23 protein-coding genes, 1 tRNA gene and 2 pseudogenes are annotated in these 20,086 nt (G+C 68.5%); 16 read left to right on the top strand and 10 right to left on the bottom strand.

Annotated features, from left to right (window positions below; genetic code table 11):
- Positions 1-215 precede the first annotated feature (215 nt).
- The 3 genes from J2S44_RS17690 to J2S44_RS17680 all read right to left on the bottom strand — a co-directional run bounded on the left by J2S44_RS17690 (position 216) and on the right by J2S44_RS17680 (position 2,808).
- Positions 216-1,040 carry a transposase family protein gene (locus tag J2S44_RS17690; RefSeq protein WP_310409445.1) on the bottom strand — a complete coding sequence of 275 codons (825 nt, stop codon included), beginning with the start codon at positions 1,038-1,040 and terminating at the stop codon, positions 216-218.
- Positions 1,041-1,216: 176 nt separating this feature from the next.
- A complete protein-coding gene (locus tag J2S44_RS17685) occupies positions 1,217-1,906 on the bottom strand; it encodes a toll/interleukin-1 receptor domain-containing protein (protein WP_310414950.1) in 690 nt (229 codons plus the stop codon).
- Positions 1,907-2,016: 110 nt separating this feature from the next.
- Entirely contained in the window at positions 2,017-2,808 is a 792-nt protein-coding gene (locus tag J2S44_RS17680; protein WP_310414947.1) for a GntR family transcriptional regulator, read from the bottom strand.
- A 508-nt stretch (positions 2,809-3,316) separates the two neighbouring features.
- Between J2S44_RS17680 and J2S44_RS17675 the strand changes: the two genes are divergently transcribed.
- From J2S44_RS17675 to J2S44_RS17665, 3 genes are all read left to right on the top strand, one after another.
- Positions 3,317-3,604 (top strand): hypothetical protein, encoded by a 288-nt coding sequence (locus J2S44_RS17675; RefSeq protein WP_310414944.1) that lies wholly within the window; start codon positions 3,317-3,319, stop codon positions 3,602-3,604.
- Positions 3,601-4,236: a hypothetical protein gene (locus tag J2S44_RS17670; RefSeq protein WP_310414941.1), complete on the top strand. Its 636-nt coding sequence runs from the start codon at positions 3,601-3,603 to the stop codon at positions 4,234-4,236. Before J2S44_RS17675 ends, J2S44_RS17670 begins: the two co-directional genes overlap by 4 nt.
- 170 nt (positions 4,237-4,406) lie before the next feature.
- Entirely contained in the window at positions 4,407-5,234 is an 828-nt protein-coding gene (locus J2S44_RS17665) for a DUF397 domain-containing protein (protein WP_310414939.1), read from the top strand.
- A gap of 235 nt (positions 5,235-5,469) precedes the next feature.
- Here the strand turns inward: J2S44_RS17665 and J2S44_RS17660 are convergent, their stop codons facing one another.
- Positions 5,470-5,706: a helix-turn-helix transcriptional regulator gene (locus tag J2S44_RS17660; protein ID WP_310414936.1), complete on the bottom strand. Its 237-nt coding sequence runs from the start codon at positions 5,704-5,706 to the stop codon at positions 5,470-5,472.
- 197 nt (positions 5,707-5,903) lie between these two features.
- Here J2S44_RS17660 and J2S44_RS17655 point away from each other — a divergent pair, with 197 nt between their 5' ends.
- The 8 genes and pseudogenes from J2S44_RS17655 to J2S44_RS17620 all read left to right on the top strand — a co-directional run.
- Positions 5,904-6,158 (top strand): DUF6284 family protein, encoded by a 255-nt coding sequence (locus J2S44_RS17655; RefSeq protein WP_310414933.1) that lies wholly within the window; start codon positions 5,904-5,906, stop codon positions 6,156-6,158.
- 58 nt (positions 6,159-6,216) lie between these two features.
- Complete coding sequence (locus J2S44_RS17650) at positions 6,217-6,441, top strand: hypothetical protein (protein ID WP_310414930.1); 225 nt, start codon at positions 6,217-6,219, stop codon at positions 6,439-6,441.
- On the top strand, positions 6,438-7,178 hold the full coding sequence (locus tag J2S44_RS17645; protein WP_310414928.1) for a DUF2637 domain-containing protein: 741 nt from the start codon (positions 6,438-6,440) through the stop codon (positions 7,176-7,178). Before J2S44_RS17650 ends, J2S44_RS17645 begins: the two co-directional genes overlap by 4 nt.
- 14 nt (positions 7,179-7,192) lie before the next feature.
- Entirely contained in the window at positions 7,193-7,537 is a 345-nt protein-coding gene (locus tag J2S44_RS17640) for a hypothetical protein (RefSeq protein WP_310414925.1), read from the top strand.
- Between the two features lie 94 nt (positions 7,538-7,631).
- Positions 7,632-9,722: a cell division protein FtsK gene (locus J2S44_RS17635; RefSeq protein WP_310414922.1), complete on the top strand. Its 2,091-nt coding sequence runs from the start codon at positions 7,632-7,634 to the stop codon at positions 9,720-9,722.
- Positions 9,723-10,129: 407 nt separating this feature from the next.
- Positions 10,130-10,360 carry a hypothetical protein gene (locus J2S44_RS17630; RefSeq protein ID WP_310414919.1) on the top strand — a complete coding sequence of 77 codons (231 nt, stop codon included), beginning with the start codon at positions 10,130-10,132 and terminating at the stop codon, positions 10,358-10,360.
- Positions 10,361-10,385: 25 nt separating this feature from the next.
- Positions 10,386-10,709 carry a helix-turn-helix domain-containing protein gene (locus J2S44_RS17625; RefSeq protein ID WP_310414916.1) on the top strand — a complete coding sequence of 108 codons (324 nt, stop codon included), beginning with the start codon at positions 10,386-10,388 and terminating at the stop codon, positions 10,707-10,709.
- A 12-nt stretch (positions 10,710-10,721) separates the two neighbouring features.
- Positions 10,722-11,477 (top strand): annotated as a pseudogene (locus J2S44_RS17620) (site-specific integrase); the annotation flags it as partial.
- Positions 11,478-11,505: 28 nt separating this feature from the next.
- Here J2S44_RS17620 and J2S44_RS17615 read toward each other — a convergent pair.
- Positions 11,506-12,674, bottom strand: a protein-coding gene (locus J2S44_RS17615; protein ID WP_310409493.1) for an IS3 family transposase whose coding sequence is annotated in 2 segments (ribosomal slippage) — positions 11,506-12,387 and positions 12,390-12,674 — 1,167 coding nt in all. Because the reading frame shifts where the segments join, the coding sequence is not laid out codon by codon here.
- Positions 12,675-12,719: 45 nt separating this feature from the next.
- Between J2S44_RS17615 and J2S44_RS17610 the strand changes: the two are divergent.
- Positions 12,720-13,241 (top strand): annotated as a pseudogene (locus J2S44_RS17610) (tyrosine-type recombinase/integrase); the annotation flags it as partial.
- A gap of 307 nt (positions 13,242-13,548) precedes the next feature.
- Here the strand turns inward: J2S44_RS17610 and J2S44_RS17605 are convergent.
- Both J2S44_RS17605 and J2S44_RS17600 read right to left on the bottom strand, forming a co-directional pair.
- Positions 13,549-14,463 carry a hypothetical protein gene (locus J2S44_RS17605; RefSeq protein WP_310414910.1) on the bottom strand — a complete coding sequence of 305 codons (915 nt, stop codon included), beginning with the start codon at positions 14,461-14,463 and terminating at the stop codon, positions 13,549-13,551.
- Positions 14,464-15,047: 584 nt separating this feature from the next.
- Positions 15,048-15,137: transfer RNA gene (locus tag J2S44_RS17600), tRNA-Ser, on the bottom strand.
- A gap of 92 nt (positions 15,138-15,229) precedes the next feature.
- Here J2S44_RS17600 and deoD point away from each other — a divergent pair.
- Positions 15,230-15,940, top strand: coding sequence for a purine-nucleoside phosphorylase (gene deoD / locus J2S44_RS17595; protein ID WP_310414906.1), 711 nt, complete (start codon positions 15,230-15,232; stop codon positions 15,938-15,940).
- An 88-nt stretch (positions 15,941-16,028) separates the two neighbouring features.
- Here the strand turns inward: deoD and J2S44_RS17590 are convergent, their stop codons facing one another.
- Together J2S44_RS17590 and J2S44_RS17585 are read right to left on the bottom strand one after the other, a co-directional pair.
- Positions 16,029-16,466 carry a nucleoside deaminase gene (locus tag J2S44_RS17590; RefSeq protein ID WP_374727992.1) on the bottom strand — a complete coding sequence of 146 codons (438 nt, stop codon included), beginning with the start codon at positions 16,464-16,466 and terminating at the stop codon, positions 16,029-16,031.
- 133 nt (positions 16,467-16,599) lie between these two features.
- Positions 16,600-17,148 (bottom strand): tRNA adenosine deaminase-associated protein, encoded by a 549-nt coding sequence (locus tag J2S44_RS17585; RefSeq protein ID WP_310414901.1) that lies wholly within the window; start codon positions 17,146-17,148, stop codon positions 16,600-16,602.
- 137 nt (positions 17,149-17,285) lie between these two features.
- On the opposite strand from J2S44_RS17585, the gene J2S44_RS17580 reads away from it, so the two are divergent.
- Together J2S44_RS17580 and J2S44_RS17575 are read left to right on the top strand one after the other, a co-directional pair.
- Complete coding sequence (locus tag J2S44_RS17580) at positions 17,286-17,924, top strand: TetR/AcrR family transcriptional regulator (RefSeq protein ID WP_310414898.1); 639 nt, start codon at positions 17,286-17,288, stop codon at positions 17,922-17,924.
- Complete coding sequence (locus tag J2S44_RS17575; protein WP_310414895.1) at positions 17,921-18,349, top strand: acyl-CoA thioesterase; 429 nt, start codon at positions 17,921-17,923, stop codon at positions 18,347-18,349. Before J2S44_RS17580 ends, J2S44_RS17575 begins: the two co-directional genes overlap by 4 nt.
- Positions 18,350-18,363: 14 nt before the next feature.
- Here the strand turns inward: J2S44_RS17575 and J2S44_RS17570 are convergent, their stop codons facing one another.
- Positions 18,364-18,813 carry a hypothetical protein gene (locus J2S44_RS17570; protein WP_310414892.1) on the bottom strand — a complete coding sequence of 150 codons (450 nt, stop codon included), beginning with the start codon at positions 18,811-18,813 and terminating at the stop codon, positions 18,364-18,366.
- Between the two features lie 89 nt (positions 18,814-18,902).
- On the opposite strand from J2S44_RS17570, the gene J2S44_RS17565 reads away from it, so the two are divergent.
- Positions 18,903-19,685 carry a M23 family metallopeptidase gene (locus J2S44_RS17565; protein ID WP_310414890.1) on the top strand — a complete coding sequence of 261 codons (783 nt, stop codon included), beginning with the start codon at positions 18,903-18,905 and terminating at the stop codon, positions 19,683-19,685.
- Positions 19,686-20,086: the final 401 nt, after the last annotated feature.

The following is a 20,086-nucleotide window of genomic DNA, read 5'->3' as shown; positions in this document are numbered from 1 at the left end:
AGATCTATAGCCTCGCATAAGATCGATGCATCTGGCTGCCCCGTGTTCCGTGTCGGCTGATTGCGCTCGAAGGGTCGGCATCAGATTTCACTGATACTCGACGACAGCAAGCCCTCACCTTCGGGAGATGTGGCCGTCGCTCATGGTGGGACGGCGGCTTAGGGGCCGCCGTCGCCATACCTTGTATCGCTGGAGAGCCGTCTAGTGAGGTGATCTCAGTGAGTTTCGGGCAGGATTCGGTATTCGAAGTGGGTGAGGTGAAGTGCGGCGGCGACGATGTCACCGATTCGTCGTGGGCTGGCGGTGGTATGGCGTAGCGTTTTCCAGCGGCCGACGAGGATGGCGAAGCCGCGTTCGCCTTGCCAGCGCAGGCCGCGTAGCAGCCGGTTCACCGTCCGGTTCGCCACCGCGAGTTGCCGGCCGCCGGCCGGTTGTTTGGTGGGGGTTTTGATGCCGTGACCTGCTCCTTCGTAGCCGGCGTCGGCGAGGGCCGGCAGCTGCAGTTCGGCGGCGGCCCAGTTCAACGCGGCGGTGACGCCCAGCTGCTGAGCGCAGCTGAGATCATGCATATGCCCGGGCAGTGACGGTGAGGTCCAGATGATCAGCCCGTCAGGGCGCATGACGGCCTGGACGTTCGCGCCGAAGTCCCGGTGCTTTCCCGAGTACCAGGCGTCGATCGTCTCGCCCTTCACGCTGGTGGCGGTCTCCGCGAGGCGGTCACAGTCGAACAGCTTGCCGTCCAGAATGACGAACGCCCAGCCCTCGTCGGCGGCCCGTTGTAACGCCTCATGCAGATCAGGTGCCTGGGCGGACAGCACGGTGATGCCTTCGGCGAGATACCGGTAAACGGTGGCCCGGGAGATCCCGAACCCGGCGCCCAGCACCGTGGCGTCTTCGGCTTTGCGGAACCACACTATGACCAGCAGCGCCTGGTAGAAGCAGGTCAACGACCGTGTCCCGCGACGGGTGCCCCTCGCCCGCCGTTCGGCGGACAGCAGCTGGGCAAGGTAGCGCACCAGTTCCCTGGGCACGTCGAGCATGGCAGGATAAGCGATCACGTGGAGCCCTCTCGTAGACCTGTTCCGTCGCAAGAACCTGTCTATCGATGGCTCCACGCCCATATCCAGCACCATCCGCTTCGACCCGATATGCCCGTGTCTACAGCAGAACCGCGCCGCAAGTCCTCGTTGAGATCACCTCAGTGACGCCGGGAAGCCTACAAGGCGATCAGCTCGGCGATCTTCTTGGCGATGTCCTCCATGGAGTCCTCTCCTGTGCTCAGCCCGTTACGGGAGCCGAGGAGCGGGCTGACCGATCGAATCTCCTCGTAAGTGACCCCGTGCGCTACGGGAATCAGCAGGTCACGTGACAGCAGTTCCGAGAGTTCCTTCTCGGATACCCCGCCGTTCTCGATGCGCCTAAGAAGCGCGGGCGTGATCAGGACGAGGCCGATGCGCGTCTTGGCAAGGCCCTTATCGATCTCCCGCATGAAGGGCTGACCAAGGATGATGTCCCTCTCGCTGAACCAGACCGACACACCCTCACCTTCGAGGAAGTTGTGCAGTTCAGTCGCGGCCCCACGCCGATCGTCCCAGGCGTGACAGAGGAACAGATCGTAGGACTTAGCCCGAGGTCCTACGGCTTCGACCTTGCTGCGGTAGCGATCCAGCGCCGCAACTTCCTCTGAGGTATAGGCAACGGGTGAGTTGACTGGCGACCATCGAGGTCGTGCCGATCGACCGCCGCCCCCGCCGGAGGACCCGCTTCCGCCACCGCTGCGGGATGAGGCTGGCGAGGCGTAGCTGGACGGGTGTGAGTAGGGCGAGTACGACGATCGGCCATGGACGGGGCATGCGGCGGCACCGCTGGAGGTGCGGTGGCCCTGGCTGGGTGCTGTGCATCTCATGGACTCACTATAAGACCAACCCCTGAATTGTCGTTGTGTGGACGCCACAGCCTCACATCGGCGTGTTCGACATCAGCAAGGCGACCCATGGGCGAGCGAAGCCACCGCTCTCAGCCGAGGTCGATCCAGTAGTCCAGCTCGACGCGGTCGGAGGGGATGACGATGTCGGTCGCGACCTCGACGACGCGCTCGCCGGCGTAGGTCTGCCTGGTGATCGTCACGACTGGCGTACCCGATGGGATTCGCAGGGTGTCGGTTTCTTCGCGGACCGGCATGCGGGCGCGCACCCGTTCGCGGATTCCGGTGATCACGATCCCGAGGCTGTGGAGCTGGGCGGTGTTGCCGCCGGGCCACGGTTCGTTCTCCGGGTCGGCGACCGGCGTCCCGGCGACGTCAGCCAAGAGCAGACAGGACACAGACATTTGCTGGGGCACGCCGTGGGCGCGGAAGACGAAGCGGCGCTCCAACAGCATCGTGCCGTTCTCGACCCCGAAGAGTTCCGCGCGTGCGGCGGAAGCGGGGACTTCGGCGAACTCCTTGTCGAGTGTGTACTCCGACCAGCGGACCGCCTGGTCCGCGGTGAACGAGGTCTCGGGCTGGGTGGCGCCGCGGATTTGGTCGAGTTCGCGGCGGTAGCGGTCGGAGCCGAGCCGGCGGACCGGCATGACGGGGCGGGCGTAGGTGCCGCGGCCCTGTTCGGTGACGGCGAGGCCTTCGGCGCGGAGGAGGCCGATCGCCTCGCGGACGGTGCCGCGAGATACGCCGAACTCGTTCATCAGGGCGGTTTCGCTGGGGAGCAGTGAGCCGGCGGGGATGGTGCCGGCGAGCATGCGACGGCGTAGTTCGTCGGCGACCGTGCGGTAGCGCGGACGGTCGGGGTGCGGGCTAGACACGTCGGTCACCCTACGCCGCTCCTGAACTCGTATAGACGAGGTTAGCGAACCACACGTCTAGACGTGTCGTCTAGACAGGTGTACCTTCGGTCGCGCAGCCAGCACCTTTCGGTGTTTCTAGGGCTAGACGCGCCGGTGCTGGCTGCCCGCAGACCGGTGCGGCGGCGCTTCGTCCCGCAACGGGTGCCGTCGTGCCGCCGGGTCTGCGCAAGGGCGCCAGCTCTACGAAAGCCGCGACCGGGACGGACCGGCTGAGTGGTGCCTCAACAGCGAAATGCACAGCCGCTCATGCATGTCCGTCCGGACCTTTGGAGGTCGCGATGCGTCCATGGAAGCGCATCAAGTGGTTCTTCAACCCGCACGATTCTGACGAGCCGATCCGGGTCGTCTCGCGTGCGGTTCCGGTGCCGTACCGCGGTCACAGCGAGCCTGCCTGGAATGGGCCGACGACCCGCTATGAGCCGTTCCGGCTGACCCCGGGGCAGCGGGCGCGTGGTCACGGCGGACGGTGGCCGTCGTGAGCGCCGGGGCGGTGGCGCCGCAGCGTCGCCCGGAGATCGTGCCGGGCACGGTGCTCGACCTTGCTCCGCTCGATCATCGCGGGGACGGCGGACGGCTGTCTCTGCGCGTGACGGAAATCGGCGAGGAGTACCGGAGGGTGCCCACGCTCGAATGGCTGCGGGTCAAGGGCGTGGTGGTCCGGTCCGATGGTGTGCCGGGTGGCGAGACGAGCGCTTGGGTCCGCACTGCGGCGCTGGCCGATGCCGTACGGCCTACCGGGTGGCTACCGGAGCCGGTCCGGTGAGCGCCGGTGAACAGACGATCACTTCGTCAGAGGGGACGAGGAGAGTGGAAGAGGCAGAACGCGAACACCCCGGCTGGTGCGCCGCCGACCCGGGCGAGCATCGGTCACTCCCGGTCGTGGTGCGGCCGGACGCTTTCGACGACGCGTCCGTACAGGCCTGGTTGACGTCGCTGTACGGCAGTGATGCGGCATCGGCGGTCGTCACGGTCGAGGTCGAGGACGTGGAGATGCGTGCCCGGCGGACACTGACCGTCGGGCTGACGAGGGCGTTCATCGCCGCGTTGGCGGAGCTGCGGCGGTTGCGCCGAGCCGGCGAGCGCCGCGCCGTGGTCGATGGGCATCCCTCGTGGTGCACCCGGATGGAGAGTGCGGGTGAGCCGCACCGGTCGCGGGAGGTGGAGGCGGCCGAGGAGCACAACGGGGACGTCATCCGGGTCTGGCTCGCGCTGGGCGCGAGTCAGGGGGATGCGCGGCCGCGGACGCTGGTCGAGATGCGCACCGATGGCGTGGTGCTGGAATGGCCGCCGCTGACACTGGTTCAGCACGCCGTCCTGCTGCGCAAGCTTGCCCACCTGCTGGAGCAGCTTCACTCGGCCGACGCGGAAGCGCCCGCACTGCGCCGATCCGCGTAGGCCCTCGCTCGATCGCCGTAGGCGCGATCGAGCGGAGGCGCGCCGCTCTTCCTGGCTCGCACACCCGGAAGGGCACAGCGGCGCGCCCGACACCGGTGTGCCGCCGCCCGGCTGAGGGCACCACGTGCGGCGGCACACCTCCTTCGTTCCTGAGCTGGAAGTGGCGCCGAATGACGCACCTTGACCATGCCGACGCGGTCGACGGTTGGCTTCCCGCCGGTGGCGACATCACCGTTGGCGCTGCACACCTGCAAGTCACGCACGCGCCGAAAGGTGATGTCGCCCTACGTAGCTCGGCCGATCCGGCAGGGCCGGCCCTACTGGTCTCCCGTTCCGCGATTCGCGACTTCATCGAGGCGGGACGGACGGGGACGCTCGATGCCGTGCTCGGGCGCTACTCCGACGAGCATCCGGTCTGGTGCACGGGGATCGAGCTGCCGGGCCGCCGGCATCGGTCCAGCGTTCTCCTCGCGCACCGTTCCGATGACCTCACCGAAATTCGGGTCTGGATTGTGCAGCCATCCGAAGCTGACGCCGAGACCGTGATGATGAGCTTCGAAGAAGCGGACGGCAACCGCAAGCGGCTGGTGCTGACCGAGCAGCGCATCGCTCGCTTGATCACGGCGACCGAGGAACTCGAACGCCTCTCAGCACATAGTGAGACGTATATGGGAACCGATGACTTATCGCACCCTATGTGGTGCGTCGGCTCCGGCGGCGAAGTGCGGGGCTGGAGGCATCGATCCGACAGGCAGATCATCGCTGCCGGTGGCTCTAGGGACGAGGTCGACGCGGAGGCCATCGACCTACAACTCATCCGGACCATCGGGCGCTTCGGAGATCCTGACAAGCCAAACCGCGTCCTGCTCAACACCTTGAACGGAAACGAGCACACTTGCTGGATCTTCGAACTCCACCAACTCCCGCTGATTCGCCGAGCCCTGGCTGAGATCGGAAGATGGCAATCGCGGGCGCCTGAGCAGCTCGGCTACTCGTGATGTTCGCCTGGCCGGCGCTGCGGCCAGGCACTCGCCATGTTCCCGGCCTTATGCGCCGGGTCGAACGACGTGCACGAGATCACGTCTGATCGCTCCCTGCCCCGAAGCAAGCCGCACCATCGCTGCACCGATAACGCATCGATGATGTGCGCTGCCTTCATCGGCGGCGCGCGGCGTCTCCGGTTGACTGGTTGTCAACGGAGGAACGCTTCGGAGGGAGGTTGAGCATCATGCTTCAGTCGGAGACGACCGAGCCGCGCCGCGGCCGGGACGCCTGCCAGTCACGGACGGCCGTGGGGCGCCAGGCCGGGGAGCGGCCGAACATGCGGTCGGCGGCGGGGGCCTGGCCGCGGGAAACGTAGGCGGCCCAGGTGGCGCGGCTGATCGGCGCGCCAGCTGATCGCAGGTACGCGAGTACGTCCTCGGTCGTCCACCAGTCGGCGGGCAGGCTGTCGTCAGTCGTCTCGGCCATCACGGGCGAGCCTACGCGAGTCTCGCCGCGAGCCGCGCGCTCGCATCATCACGGTCTGCGCCGCGTGAGCGGGTAGGTAATCGTCGATTGACGAATACAACGTCAAGCTGTAGCATCCGCAGCGTCGAATACAACGTCACGTTGTAATCGCGGTGCCGTGCCGTTCCATCGACTTCGTCTTGAGAGGAACCACGTTCATGAGCACCAACAACCAGCGCTTCGCCGACGGCGAGCCGGGTCCGACGCCAGAGCATCTGACGGCGATCGAGCGGGAGTGGCCGCTGATCGAGGCGGAGATGGAGCTGGTCAGGGCCGAAATTCAGGTCCTGACGACCGAGCCCCGGCCCACGGCGATCGACTGGCGCCGGCTGCGGCTCGCGGAGCGTCGCGTGCTGCACGAGGCCGCGATCCTGGTCGCCCGGCTGACCGAGTCGACCGACCGCGCGGCATGAGATCCCTGCGGGTCAGTGCGGACCCGATGACGTCCCTCGCCACGGATTGGAGGCTCCGATGAGTCTCGGAATCTTCTCCCTGATCCTGCTCGGGCTACTCGCGGTGCTGGTCACCGACCGCAAGACCCGCGGCCGGATCGTGTGCACGGCGCTGTGCGCGTTCATGCTCGGCCTGGTCGTCGCCGGCGCCGACGGGGTCCTGACCGGCCCGGCACACGCGCTGGTCGACGGCGTCCGGTCGGGGATGACCGCGATCGGGAACTCGCTCGGCGGTGGCCAGTGACGGACACACACCTGATCAGGGTGCGGTGGGGCGTGCGGGGTGCGGTCCTGCTCGGCGTCGCGACCTCGGTCGCGGCGAACGTCCTGCACGCCGAGCCGAACCCGATCTCCCAGGCCATCGCGGCGTGGCCGCCGTTCGCGCTGCTGCTCACCGTCGAGCTGATCTCCCGGGTGCCGGTCCACCGTCGCGGCCTCGCGGCGGTGCGGATGGCCGCGACGGCGATCATCGCGGGAATCGCGGCGTGGGTGTCGTACTGGCACATGGCGGGCGTCGCGGCCCGCTACGGCGAGGAAGGCGCGGCCCCGTACCTGATCCCGATCTCGGTTGATGGTCTGGTCGTGGTCGCGTCCGTCTGCCTGGTCGAACTCTCCGGCCGCATCCACGCGGCCACGGCAGCGACTCCCGAGAGCGCGGAGCGTCCGGCGCTGGCGCCGGAAATCCAGGACAAGACCACGGACACAGACCCGGACACGGGTACGGCGTTCGCGCTGGATACGGCCGAGGAGCCGCAATCCGAAACCGCGAACGACGGCGCCGGCGAAAGTCCGGACAGCGAGCCACAACCCGAGCCGGTCGTGGTTCCGCGGCCGAAACGTAAGCGGGACACCGGGTCTGCGGTCGCGCGGTTGCGGGAGCGGCATCCCGACATGAGCGCGGTCGAGATCGCGCGGCGGGTCGGGGTCACCGACCGGACCGTGCGCCGGCACCTGCGTACCCCCGTGATCGAAGCCGCATGAAGGAGATCTCCGGAATGAGTGCGACCGCACGACACCTCGCCTCCGCGCTCGAAGCGCTCGGCGAGACCACGAACGACGTCGCGGAGTTCCTGACCGCGGGCGGCTGGACCGGGCTGCGCAGCGACGGCCGGGCGTGCCCGATCGCGATCTACCTCAGCAGCGTCGTGCCGAACCTCAGCGACGTGTACGTGACGCCGTACGAACTGGTCGTCGTCACCGGGGACGGCGAGGAGATCGACACGGGGTTGCCGGTCGGGCCGTCGGACTTCGTCTCGGCGTTCGACGACGGCGCGTACGACGATCTCGCGGCCGTGATCACGGACGAGTTCGGTGAGGTCACCGACGACATCGAACGGTAGCTCCGCCCGGGGCGCGGCCATCCGGCCTCGCAAACCTCCGGCCGCGCCCCGGCCTCCTCGTCAGCCTTTCCAGACCTCTGCGGAGGGAACCATCATGACAAGCCCTGACGACTTCGATTGGGTACGGCACGAAGCCGAGCTGACCGGCGGACCCCCGCCGGTCGACACACCGGACGCGCTCACACCGCACCGGTGGAGCGCGGCCGGACTACGGGCCACGAAGCGGCGGCCGATCATCCCGGCGTGGGCGCGGTCCCGGACCGAGCTGATGATCCAGGTGCGGTGGGTGGTCGCCTACTACACGCACGTGAGCCTCTACCACCTGACGCGCAGCCCGAAGTACGCAGCGAAGCTGGTCATCCGGGCGCCGCGCGGTGCGGCCCGGCTGGTCGGCGGTGCGGTCCGGTGGGTGGTCGACGCGGAGGGCGCGCCAGTGCGGGCGGCGGCGGTGCGCCGGGAGAGCGCGGAGGAGTACCTGAAGCTGTCCCGGCAGCGAGACGCGCGGGTACGGCTACGTACCGCGCTGCTGGTCTCGTTCCTGGTCGGCGGGATCGCGGCGGCGGGGCTGCTGGTGATCGCCGGGTCGGAAGCGGCCTGGTATGCGGTGCTGATCGCGGTCGTGGCGGTGCTCGGGGTGGCCGGGACGCCGGCGGACCGGCCGTTGGTCGATGCAGCGGTGTCGGCGACGCGGACGCCGAAGCTGACCTCCGACGTGGTGCTGACCGCGCTCGGCGCGCTCGGGGTCGCCGGGATCAACCAGGCGATCTCCCGGCGCGGGTTGCAGGACGCGATCCGGTTCGCGGAGCCGATCAGCAGGGACGGGCCGGGATGGCGGGCCGTCCTCGATCTGCCGCCCGGGGTCACGGTCGATCAGGTAGTGGAGAAGCGCAAGGAACTGGCGTCCGCGCTCAGCCGGCCGCTCGGATGCGTGTGGCCGGAGGGCAACGTCGAGGTGCACCCGGGACGGCTGGTGCTGTGGGTCGGCGACGACGATCTGTCGAAGGCCGAACAGCCGGGATGGCCGCTGCTGAAGAGCGGGACGGCGAGCCTGTTCCGGCCGGTGCCGTTCGGGACCGACCAGCGCGGGCGGCCGGTCATGGTCACGCTCATGTTCGCCTCGATGGTGATCGGGTCGATTCCGCGGGTAGGCAAGACGGTCGCGGCGCGGCTGCTGTTGCTCGCCGGGGCGCTGGATGTGCTGGCGGAGATCCACGCATACGACCTGAAAGGCATGGGGGATCTCGCGCCGGTCGAGCCGGTCTGCCACCGGTACCGGGCCGGGTCCGACGATGACGACGTCGCGTACGGGCTGGCGGACATGCGCGAGGTGGCGGCGGAGCTGACCCGGCGAGCGCGCGTGCTGCGGGAGTTGCCGCGGGAACTGTGCCCGGAATCGAAGATCACACCGGAGCTGGCCGCGCGTGCGGCGTACCGGCTGCATCCGATCTTGATCGTGGTCGACGAGTGCCAACGCTGGTTCGAGCACTCCGAGCACGGTGAGGAACTGCGGGAGATCGCGGAGGATCTCGTCCGGCGCGGCCCGGCAGCGGGGATCATCGCGGTGTTCGCCACACAGCGGCCGGATGCGAAGTCGCTGCCGACAGGGATTTCCGGCAACGCGGTGCTGCGGTTCTGCCTCAAGGTCATGGGACAGATGGAAAACGACATGGTCCTCGGGACCAGCGCATATCGCAACGGGGTGCGGGCGACCATGTTCAGCCGGCGCGACCTCGGGATCGGCTATCTCGCGGGGGAGGGCGACGAGCCGCAGATCACCCGGACCTACAACGTTGACGGGCCGGCGGCCGAGGGTGTGGTGCGGCGGGCGCGTGTACTGCGAGAGGAGGCGGGGCGGATCACCGGGCATGCGCTCGGGGAGGAGTTCGCGCCACACGCCGTCGCCGCTGTGTCGGTGCTCGACGACATCGCGGCCGTGGTGCTCAGCGACGAGACGAAAGTCTGGTGCGAAACTGTCGCGGCACGGCTCGCGGAGCTACGGCCGGAGACCTACGCGGGGTGGGACGGCGAACAGGTGACGGTGGCGCTCAAGCCCTACCGGGTCAAGGTCCGCCAAGTGTGGGGCACCGACCGGAGTAGTGGGCTCGGTGCCAATCGGCGCGGCTTCGAGAGAGTACAGCTCCTCGCGGCCATCGCGGAACGTAACCGGCGACGGGACGCCGGATAGGCCACGGCCGGTGCTAGGTCTAGCACCCACGGGCCGCTAGACCTAGCACCTCCGCTAGCAGGCCAAAACCCCACTGAACAGGACGCTAGCAACCTAGCGGCCTACCCCTCGCACGCCCTGAAACCGGCAACGGAGGCGCTCGTGCACCCCTCACACCTGCTAGGGATCCTGCTCTGCCTCACACCCGTCCTCGTCGCTATCAGTTACTGCGGGCTCTGCCAGATCAGGCCGTTCGCACGGTGCCGCGTCTGCCGCGGGACCGGCCGGGCGCGACGCCAGTTCGGACGGGTCAGCCGAGCCTGCCGAAGGTGCGACGGCACCGGGCTCCGCGTGCGGGCCGGCACCCGCGCGGTCAACCGAGCCGCGCGCCTCTACCGCGACGGCACGAACTGAGCGGCGGGCCGGTCATGGCGAGACAGCAACGCGCGCTCCGGATCGAACTCGGCGACGGGCTCGGGCTCGTCGAGCTGCGCCGGCACGCCGACGAGAACGGCCGGACCTGGGCGGAGATCCGAATGCAGATCCCGCTCGGCGACAGCGAAGCCGCAGCACGACGGCAACTGATCGCGCTTCTTCTCCGACTTCGAGAACTCGCCGCTGACGTGGCCGCGCGGCGGCGGCCCGGACCGCGGCCCTGATCACAAGCGTGGAAAGGACTTCGCAGTGAAGGCAAAGACTGTGCGCACGACTCGCGTCGGCGCCAAGCAGGATCAACCGATAACGATTCGCATTACCGATCTGCCAGACCTCGTCTCCGCGGTCGACCACCAGGAGGAGCGCATGCAGGTCACCGATGACCGCATGGTGCTGACCATGGAAGAGGCGGCCCAACGGCTCGGGATCGGCCGCACCACCATGTACGCCCTTGTCATGAACGGCGAGATCCGCTCCGTCACGATCGGCCGGCTCCGTCGCGTTCCTGTCAGGTGCCTCACCGAGTACGTCGACCACCTGCTCGACCCCGCCTCACCTGACACCGCGGTCTGAGGGGAAGCGGGCATGAGAACGCGCAAGCCGAACGGCACATCGACTGTCTACAAAGGCGCGGACGGCTACTGGCACGGCAGGGTCGTGATCGGCGTCAAGAACAACGGCAAGCCGGATCGTCGTCACGTTCAGGCCAAGACCGAGGGCGAGGTGTACGACAAGGTACGGAAGCTGGAGCAGCAGCGCGAGAACGGCACCGTACGCAAGGTGGGGCAGCGCTGGACGGTGGAGAAGTGGCTGACGCACTGGGTCGAGAACATCGCGGCCGAGTCGGTCTCAGACAACACGCTGTCCGGCTACCGGGTCGCGGTCGGCAAGCACCTGATTCCGGGGGTGGGTGCTCACCGGATCGAAAAGCTGGAGCCGGAGAACCTGGAGACGCTGTACCGGCAGATGATGCGGGCTGGCAGCGCGGCTGGCACAGCGCACCAGGCTCACCGAACGATCCGGACGGCCCTCAACGAGGCGGTGCGGCGAGGTCATCTCATCCGGAATCCGGCGACGCTCGCGAAGCCGCCGAGGCTTACCGACGAGGAGATCGAGCCGTACGCCGTCGCGGAGATCCAGAAGTTGCTCGCCGTTGCCAGCGAGCGGCGAAACAGCATGCGGTGGGCCATCGCCCTTGCACTCGGACTACGGCAGAGCGAGGCGCTCGGGTTGCGCTGGTCGGATATCGACCTGAACAAGGGCCGCCTCACGGTGCGACGGGCACGGCAACGCCCGCGGTGGCAGCACGGTTGCGGCAACACATGCGGTCGGAAGTTGGGTCTGCTGCACCAATAGGTGACAGGTCAAGTCACGCGGCCTGACTGGCCGGTGGGGTCATGATGGTCTCGTACTCGATGGGGGTCAACCGGGACAGGCTTCGTTGGCGTCGGCGGCGGTGGTAGGTGCGTTCGATCCAGGTCACGATCGCGGTCCTCAACGCCTGCCGGGTGGGCCAGGTCCGGCGGTCGAGGACGTTGTTCTGCAGCAGGCCGAAGAACGATTCCATGGCGGCGTTGTCGCCGGCGGCACCGACTCTGCCCATCGATCCGATCATGTCGTGACGGTGCAGTTCACCGACAAGCTTCCGGCTACGAAACTGCGACCCACGGTCGGTGTGCAGCACGCAACCGGCCACGTCACCGCGCCGGGTGACCGCATTGCGCAAGGCGTTGACCGCCAGCCTCGACTTCATCCGTGAGTCGATGGAGTAGCCGACGATCCGGTTGGACCATACGTCCTTGATCGCGCACAGGTAGAGCTTGCCCTCACCGGTGCGGTGTTCGGTGATGTCGGCCAGCCACAACCGGTTCGGGCCGCTCGCGGTGAAATCGCGTTTGACCAGGTCGTCGTGGACCGGCGGGCCCGGCCTCCCGCCCTTTCCTCGCCGCCGCTTGCGGCTGCACGTGCTGAACCAGCCCATGCCGGAACAGATCTTCCAGGCAGTACGCTCGGTCATCGCCTGGCCTGCGGCACGGGCTTCGTCGGCCAGGAACCGGTAGCCGAACTCCGGGTCGTCACGGTGAGCGTCGAACAACGCGTCCGCCCGGTAGGCCTCGGCCAGTTCGGCGTCGGTGACCGGGCGGGCACGCCACCGGTAGTAGGGCTGTCGAGCGATGTTCAGCACCCGGCACGTGACCGCGATGGGGATCCCGTCGTCGGCGAGCTCGTTCACGAGCGGGTAGAGCCTTTTCCCGGCAGGTTCGCCTGCGACAAATATGCTGCGGCTCGGCGCAGGACCTCGTTCTCCTGTTCGAGAAGCTTGATCCGCTTACGGGCCTCACGCAGCTCGACCGAGTCGCTGCGGCTCGCACCGGGCTGGGCGCCTTCCTCGATGCCGGCCTGGCGCAGCCACTTGAACAACGTCATCGGGTGGACCCCGAAGTCCTTCGCGATCTGCTCGACCGTCACGCCGGGGTCCCTGTCACGGGCGACCCGCACGACGTCATCGCGGAACTCACGGGGGTAGGGCTTGGGCACAGCAACATCCTTCCAGCCCGCCGTCATGGCAAGCCATCTCAGATGTCACCTATCGGTGCATCAGAGCCGTTCGGCGGGCACTGCCCGGAGCGGCGGCCCGCACGCGCGGAAACCAAGGAGACGAAGTCCCGGGCTGGCCGTCGCAGCATGGGTCTCCCCGATGAATTGATCGCGCTGCTGAAGAAGCACCGCGAGGAACAAGATCGCGAGCGAGAGCAGGCAGCTCAACTGTGGCAAGACGGTGGTTGGCTGTTTGCCACACCAGCCGGAGGCCCACTCAACCCGCGCACCGACTACGACGAGTGGAAGCGCCTGCTGAAACTCGCAGGGCTGCGCGACGGCCGACTTCACGACGCTCGGCACACCGCCGCGACGGTTCTGCTCCTTCTCGGTGTACCTGAGCGTGCTGTCATGGGCATCATGGGATGGTCAAACTCATCGATGGCCGCCCGGTATCAACACATCACTGCAGAGATTGATCGGGACATCGCAAAACGCGTTGGCGGATTGATCTGGGAGCCGAAGCAGCGTCAGAAGTCAAAAAAGTCAAAGAAGCAACAGCGATAGAAGGCGCCCTGGTTAGGCCTGGTGGTCTGACCAGCGGGTTGCTGGCAGTTGGCTGGACTGCCAGCAACCCGCCGTCGTACTGTGATTAGAAGTAGGACTGCAGTACAGCTGTGAGCAGGGCCTCAATCCCAGTTCCCAGTGCAGCGGTCACAACGGCGGGAACCGTCGTGACCGCGATGAGGCGGACGGTCGTCGACCATCCGCCGGTGATCGCAGCCTGCACCGCTGACCGCTGGCAGCGGTTGACCGGTGCAGGCTCTTCTCTCTCAGGCACCTCGTGATCACACACGGCGGTACCTCCTTTTCTTTAAGTGGAGGCAGACTCCACGGCACCAGCCTTGTTGCTTGTGCGCTTCTTGAGCCGCTTCAGTCTGGGCTTTGCGGCCTCGGTCTTAGCCTTCCTTCGCGCTGCCGCTCGGGTCAGGCGTTGGAGTTCCGCGCGAGCGGCTTGGCTATACGGCTCGGCCAACGCTCGATGCCAAACCGCCCGGTTGCCAGTCGGAGAGCGGTGATCCGCGACAAGCTGACGTCGCTCCATCAACAGCGTCTGGCCCTCGGCGATCTCATACTTACGGAGTTCGCCGTAGCCGCGCTCCGCCGTTCGCTCGGAAATGCCATACCAGGACTGCGCCCGCTCGATCGCCATCGAGAAGGTTGGGTTCAACGTCGTCTCTGACAGCATGATCAAGAACATGGCCTTGCCTGGCATCGAGAGCTGATCCACAAGCCCGCTCGTCCAGTAGTCATACGGGATGACTAGGTAGCCCTTGCCGACGGTTGTGGCATCGGAGCCTGGCCTGGTCCACGCCTTACCGGTACCGTCCTCCATCTGGGGCTGGACCAGAAGGCCCCGCCCCTTCGGCTGGCGGATCACGAGATGCCGCGTCTCTAGCGCCTCGAAGGCGCGGCCGACATTCTGCGCGCTCCACCGGTTGTTCTTGGAGCTCAGCATCTTCGCCCACGTAGCGAGAGGCAGCGGTTTATCCTTATCGAGCGCGGGCTCTAGCGCGTGAAGGAGGAGGAAGGCGTCGAGTGCGCGTTCCTGTCGTGCGGTCACCATCGCGGCGAGCACAGACGCACGAGCCTTCTTGGGGTCGGGCTTCTGCACGAACGCCTTTCGCAGCGGGGCATAGCCGCGCTTCGCGCTTGCCAGGAAACGGGCGCGCATGCCGTCACCACTAAGTGGATCTTCATCCTGGATGCCTTCGAACGGGTCGCTCATGGGTCGAAACAGTACCCGGATCCGTCGCCGACTGGGAGCACATGAGGGATCGACTCATGCGCTCCCAGGTGCCATCTTGAGAAGCGATGAGATGCCAACTGGGACGCTGATGAGACAACCCTGAGAAGCCGAAACTTTAGGGCAACTGGACGCCGCATCCCCCGGCGTCCAGGGCCGAACCGTGGCACGCCGAAAAACCTTCGAGGATTCTGGGACGCCAAGCAGCCGGCAAGGCCTAGAGACGGGTCTCGGGATGGCAGTAGCCGCAAACGCCGATCACGCGTAGCGACCGCTCTCAGCCGGCAAATCACAGGTCCGGCGGTTCCGCGCCTCACTCAGCTTCCCGACACGTCAGGTGAGGTTGAGGAAGGGCAACCCCCCGCGAACTGACTGCAGCCATGCCAGCTCCCGCACCGAGCTTCCGACCTTGGCTTGCGCTCTGGCGCATCGGAAGTCAGTTCGCACCGGATGCTTCGCCAGCGGTGCTGGGATGACAACTGAGACGACAGTTGGGCCTAGCGATCTTCAAACGAGAAAACGCCCGGCCGCTGCTTGCGCAGCTGCCGGGCGTTTGCCCTGCTAGATGGCGGTGGCGGCGGGATTTGAACCCGCGGAGGGCGTAAACCCTCACACGCTTTCGAGGCGTGCTCCTTAGGCCACTCGGACACACCACCGGTAGGTACGTTACCGGACGCCTTCATGGGTCTGCGCGCGGGGGAGCCGCTTCGGTGACCGGGGGCGGAGGTGGCCTGGCATGATCAGCGGCATGAGTGTGCACATCGGTGCTGAGCCAGGTCAGATCGCCCCGCGGGTTCTCATGCCGGGGGATCCGCTGCGGGCGAAGTGGATCGCGGAGACGTTCCTGACGGATGCGACGTGCTACACGTCCGTGCGGGGGATGCTGGGGTTCACCGGCACGTACCGTGGGGTCGAGGTGTCGGTGCAGGGGTCCGGCATGGGTATGCCGTCCGCGACGATCTACGCCCACGAGCTGATCAACGAGTACGGCGTGCGGACGCTGATCCGGGTCGGTACGTGCGGTGCGCTGGTCGACGACCTGAACCTGCGGGACGTGATCGCGGTCAACGGTGCGTCGACGGACTCCAACATGAACCGGCAGCGGTTCGACGGGCTGATCGACTATGCGCCGGTTGCGGACTTCGGGCTGCTCCGGACCGCGGTCGCCACGGCCGAGCAGCGGGACGTCGCGGTGCGGGTGGGGCCGGTGCTCGCGGCGGACCTGTTCTACACGGACCGGATGGACCTGTACGACCGGCTCGCCGACTACGGCGTGCTCGCGGTCGAGATGGAGTCGGCGGCGCTGTTCACCACGGCGGCCCGCTACCGCGCGAAGGCGCTGACCCTGCTGACCGTCAGCGACCACATCAAACGCGGTGAGAAGACCACGTCGCAGGAGCGGGAGCAGACGTTCTCCGCGATGGTCGAGATCGCCCTCGACACGGCCGTCACGGCCTGACGGCCCCGACCCGGCACCCGGCAAGGGTGCCGGGCCAGGCAAGGGCGCCGGATAGAGCGAGCGTGCCGGATAGAGCGAGCGTGCCGGATCAGGCGAGAGCGCCGGGCCGGTCGTCGAAGAAGGTGCGCAGGAGCGCGGCGCACTCCGGTTCGAGGACGCCGGCGTAGACCTCCGGGCGGTGGTTGAGCCGGCGGTCGCGGACGACGTCCCAGAGGGAGCCGACCGCGCCGGTCTTCGGTTCCCACGCGCCGAAGACGACCGTCTCCACCCGGGCCAGGACCAGCGCGCCGGCGCACATCGTGCACGGTTCCAGCGTGACCACCAGCGAGCAGCCGGTCAGTCGCCACTCGCCGACGACCTCGGCCGCGCGGCGCAGCGCCAGGATCTCGGCGTGCGCGGTCGGGTCGCCGGTCAGTTCGCGTTCGTTGCGGGCCGACGCCAGTTCGGTGCCGTCCGGACCGAGGATCACCGCCCCCACGGGTACGTCGTCGGCCGCATCCGCGGCCACCGACAGTGCCCGCCGCATCCACCGCTCGTGCCGTTCCCGCCGCGTCTCCACATCGGCATTCTTCCCGGCACCCGGCCGGCCGCCCCGGCCGCCCGGACGATCAACCCCGGCGGAAAGATCCGCACCGATCCAGGCCCGCGCGCGGCCGAGGTCAGTGCCGGACCGCGTGCTCCCGCAGCTCGTCCACGACCTCCGCGCTGCCGATGATCTGCTCGCACAGTTCGTGGGTGACGTCCGACGGGTGTACGCCCTCCCGCCCGCACAGCACCAGCAGGTCGTGTGACGAGATCCCGAGGTCGGCGAGCAGGTCCGGGTCGCCGATCGGGTCGATCTCCGGCTCGTCCAGCGCGTGGGACGGGGCGGCCGATCCCTCCTCGACCCCCTCGGTCACCGACTCGATCTCGCTGTGGATCTCGATCGCGGGCATCTCGATGTCGCTGAGCAGCAGCGCGCCCAGCCGGGACTCCTCCGCGAAGATCGAGTCGGAGCCGAAGACGCGCGGGTCCTCGCCCTCGTCGAGTCGCATGATCACCAGGTAGGAGTCGTCGGACTCGACGAAGAGCAGGCTGAGGTCGGCGTCATGGTCGACGTCGCGCAGGCGGTCGGCGATGTCCTCGGTGTCCGCGGCCCCGGTGAGCGCGAGGTCTGAAGCGGACCAACCACTCGGGCCCCGGACCAGGGCGGCAGCGAAGTACGACATTGGGTCCCCCCGAATACCAGCCGTCGATACGCGTGACGCTAGTCGCTGCAAGGGCCGCTTATAGGGCATTCCGGAAGCCTGCTGAGATGGGCGGGAAATTATTTACGACCGGTCGGTCTTTTTGTATCGTCGGAGCCGTGACACGCGACGGACGACTCGCCCGCGGTGACCGCACCCGGGCCGCGGTGCTGGACACGGCCGTGGCGCTGGCGACCCGCGACGGGCTCGACGGCCTGTCCCTCGCGCAGGTCGCGGACGAGCTGCGGCTCAGCAAGTCCGCACTGTTCGCGCACTGGCGCCGCAAGGAGGACCTGCAGCTCGCCACCATCGAGCGCGCCCGCGAGCAGTGGCTGGAGCGGGTGATCGGCCCGGCGTTGCGCGAGCCGCGTGGCGTACGCCGGCTGTGGGCCCTGCACCGCCGCCGGATCGCGTTCTACGCGGACTCCGTACTCCCCGGTGGGTGTTTCTTCGCCAACGCGGAGTTCGAGTTCAACGCGCGCGAGGGACCGGTCAAGGAGCGGCTGGCCGAGATCCTGGCGGACTGGCTCGGCCTGCTCGAACGTCTGGCCCGGGAGGCGATCGAGGCCGGCGAGCTGGTCCCGGGGACCGACCCGGCGCTGCTGGCGTACGAGTCGGAGGCGCTCGGGCTGGCCGCGGTCATGCAGTCCCGGCTGGCCGGCACGGACGCGGCCTACGACCTCGCGCTGCGGTCCATGCACGCCCGTCTGCGATCACTGAGCACCGACCCCGGAACAATCGAGGAGCACAGCGAATGACCACCGAGTACGGCGTCACCGCGCCCGTCACGATCCACTTCGACGACCTGGACGCGCTCGGCATCCTGCACAACGCGCGGTACGCCGTGCTGGCCGAGCGCGCGATCCTGGAGTGGTGGGCCGCTCGCGGCTGGACGTTCGCCGGCAACCGCCCGACCAAGCCGGACGCGTTCAACGTCATCCGGGAGTACTCCGTGACGTTCCACGTGCCGATCGCCGGCGCCGGCCCCGCCGCCGTGCACTTCTGGCTGGAGAAGCTCGGCACGACCAGCGCGGAGTACCGGTTCCGCTTCCTCTCCGCGGACGGCTCGGTCGTGCACGCGGAGGGCCGCCGGGTCAACGTCTGCCTCGACCCGGCCACCATGCGCCCGACGCCGTGGTCCGACGAGGCCCGCGTGGCCGCCAAGGAGATCACCCGGGCCTGATCACCCGGGCATGGTCACCAGAGCGGCCAGTCGGCCGTCTCGGCCCAGCGGCCGGCCAGCACGTACGCCGCCGTCGCCCAGGCCAGACCCACGCTGATCGCGATGCCGGCCGCGGCCCCCCGGTCGCCCGCACGGGCGAGCACGGCCGCGGCCGCCCAGGCCACGCCGCCCGCGATCAGCGTCCACCACCCGTACCCGGTGATGCTCGTGCCGAGCAGTGGCAGGATCACCATCCAGAACACGCCGCCGCCCAGCCCGGTCAGGAACCACGACACGCGCACCGGGTGCGGCTCGCGGTAGGTCGGCCGGGACGGCGCCGGCGGCGGGTAGTCACCCATCTGCCCGAACCGGTGGGCCTCGCGCGCCGCCACTATCGCGGGCGGACCGGCGAAACGATCGTTGCCCGGCTCGAACGGCGGCGGTGCCGTGAAGGCCGGATCGCCGTAACCGGGCTGTTGCGCCACGTCGCCACGCTCCTGGATGCTCGCGGGAACCTCCCTTGACAGCCTACTGGGGCCGCGCGTCATGGTGCCCATCTGCCAAGATGGCCCCCATGCAACGGGGACAGAACCGGATCTCATCGATGGCCGGGGTCGCGATGACGCTGGCGGTGACGCTCGTGGCCGGCGGGTGCGCCACCGGCCCGGAGCCGGCCACACCGATCTGGCAGGCCGGTTCGCCCGCTTCGTCCGCGATCCCGGCACCGCCGTCCCGGTCGGCGCCGGCCGCACCGTCCGCGTCCCCGTCGGCGTCGCCGTCCGCGTCCCCGTCGCGGAGCGCCGCGCCGTCGCCCACGCCGTCGAAGACGAAGGCCGCGAACTACACCTACGTCTTCCCGGTTCCCGGCAGCCCGGTGTCCTACCATCCGACGCACGCCACGAACCCGGCCACCGACATCTTCGCGAACTGCGGAAACCCGGTGCTGGCCGTCACCTCCGGCACGATCGTCGAGATCAGCCGCAAGGACGCGTTCGTCAAGGGCCGGCCGGACGGCCCGCTCAACGGCGGCTTCTTCGTCTCACTGGTCGGCGACGACGGTGTCCGCTACTACGGCTCGCACCTGTCCGTGGTCGACGCCGGCATCGAGCCCGGCGTCCGGGTCCGCGCCGGCCAGCGCCTCGGCAACGTCGGCAAGACCGGCAACGCCAACAACGTCTGCCACCTCCACTTCGGCATCTCCCCGCCGTGCGCCGAGACCGGCGACTGGTGGATCCGCCGCGGCGCCATCTGGCCTGCCCCCTACCTCGACTCCTGGCGCGAACAGGGCAGCAAGTCCCCGGCCGCCGCCTCCGCCGAGTACATGCAGGCCAACGGCTGCCCCAAGGCCCCGTACTGACCCGCGGGCCCGCTGCCCGAACCCGAAGACCAAGATCTGGATCTGCCCGCTTCCGGGGTGGTGCGGCCCGCATGCTCCCGCGGGCCAACCGCGCGGTGTCCTCCGACTCCGCTGGCGCTCCGCTCCGGACGCCGCGGCGGAGCCGGTCCCGCCGTGCCCCGGACAAACCCACGCCGGCCGCGCGGCCACCCACCGCCCCACGCGCCCCCGCACGACAACCGCCGGGCGCTCACGCCCAAAACCTGCGGGCCGTTCGCGTCCGGAACCCGCGGCGCGTTCGCGCCCAAAAGCTGCGGGGCCGTCCGCGTCCGGAACCCGCGGCGCGTTCGCGCCCAAAGCTGCGGGGCGTTCGCGCCCGGAACCCGTGGGCAGCGGCCGGCGCGCGGAGGCGGGAGGACCGG

The sequence above is a fragment of the Catenuloplanes niger genome (genome assembly GCF_031458255.1).
Classification (GTDB): domain Bacteria; phylum Actinomycetota; class Actinomycetes; order Mycobacteriales; family Micromonosporaceae; genus Catenuloplanes; species Catenuloplanes niger.
The sequence above is the reverse complement of the archived record's forward strand: the minus strand, read 5'-3'. Positions and strand labels throughout refer to the sequence as shown.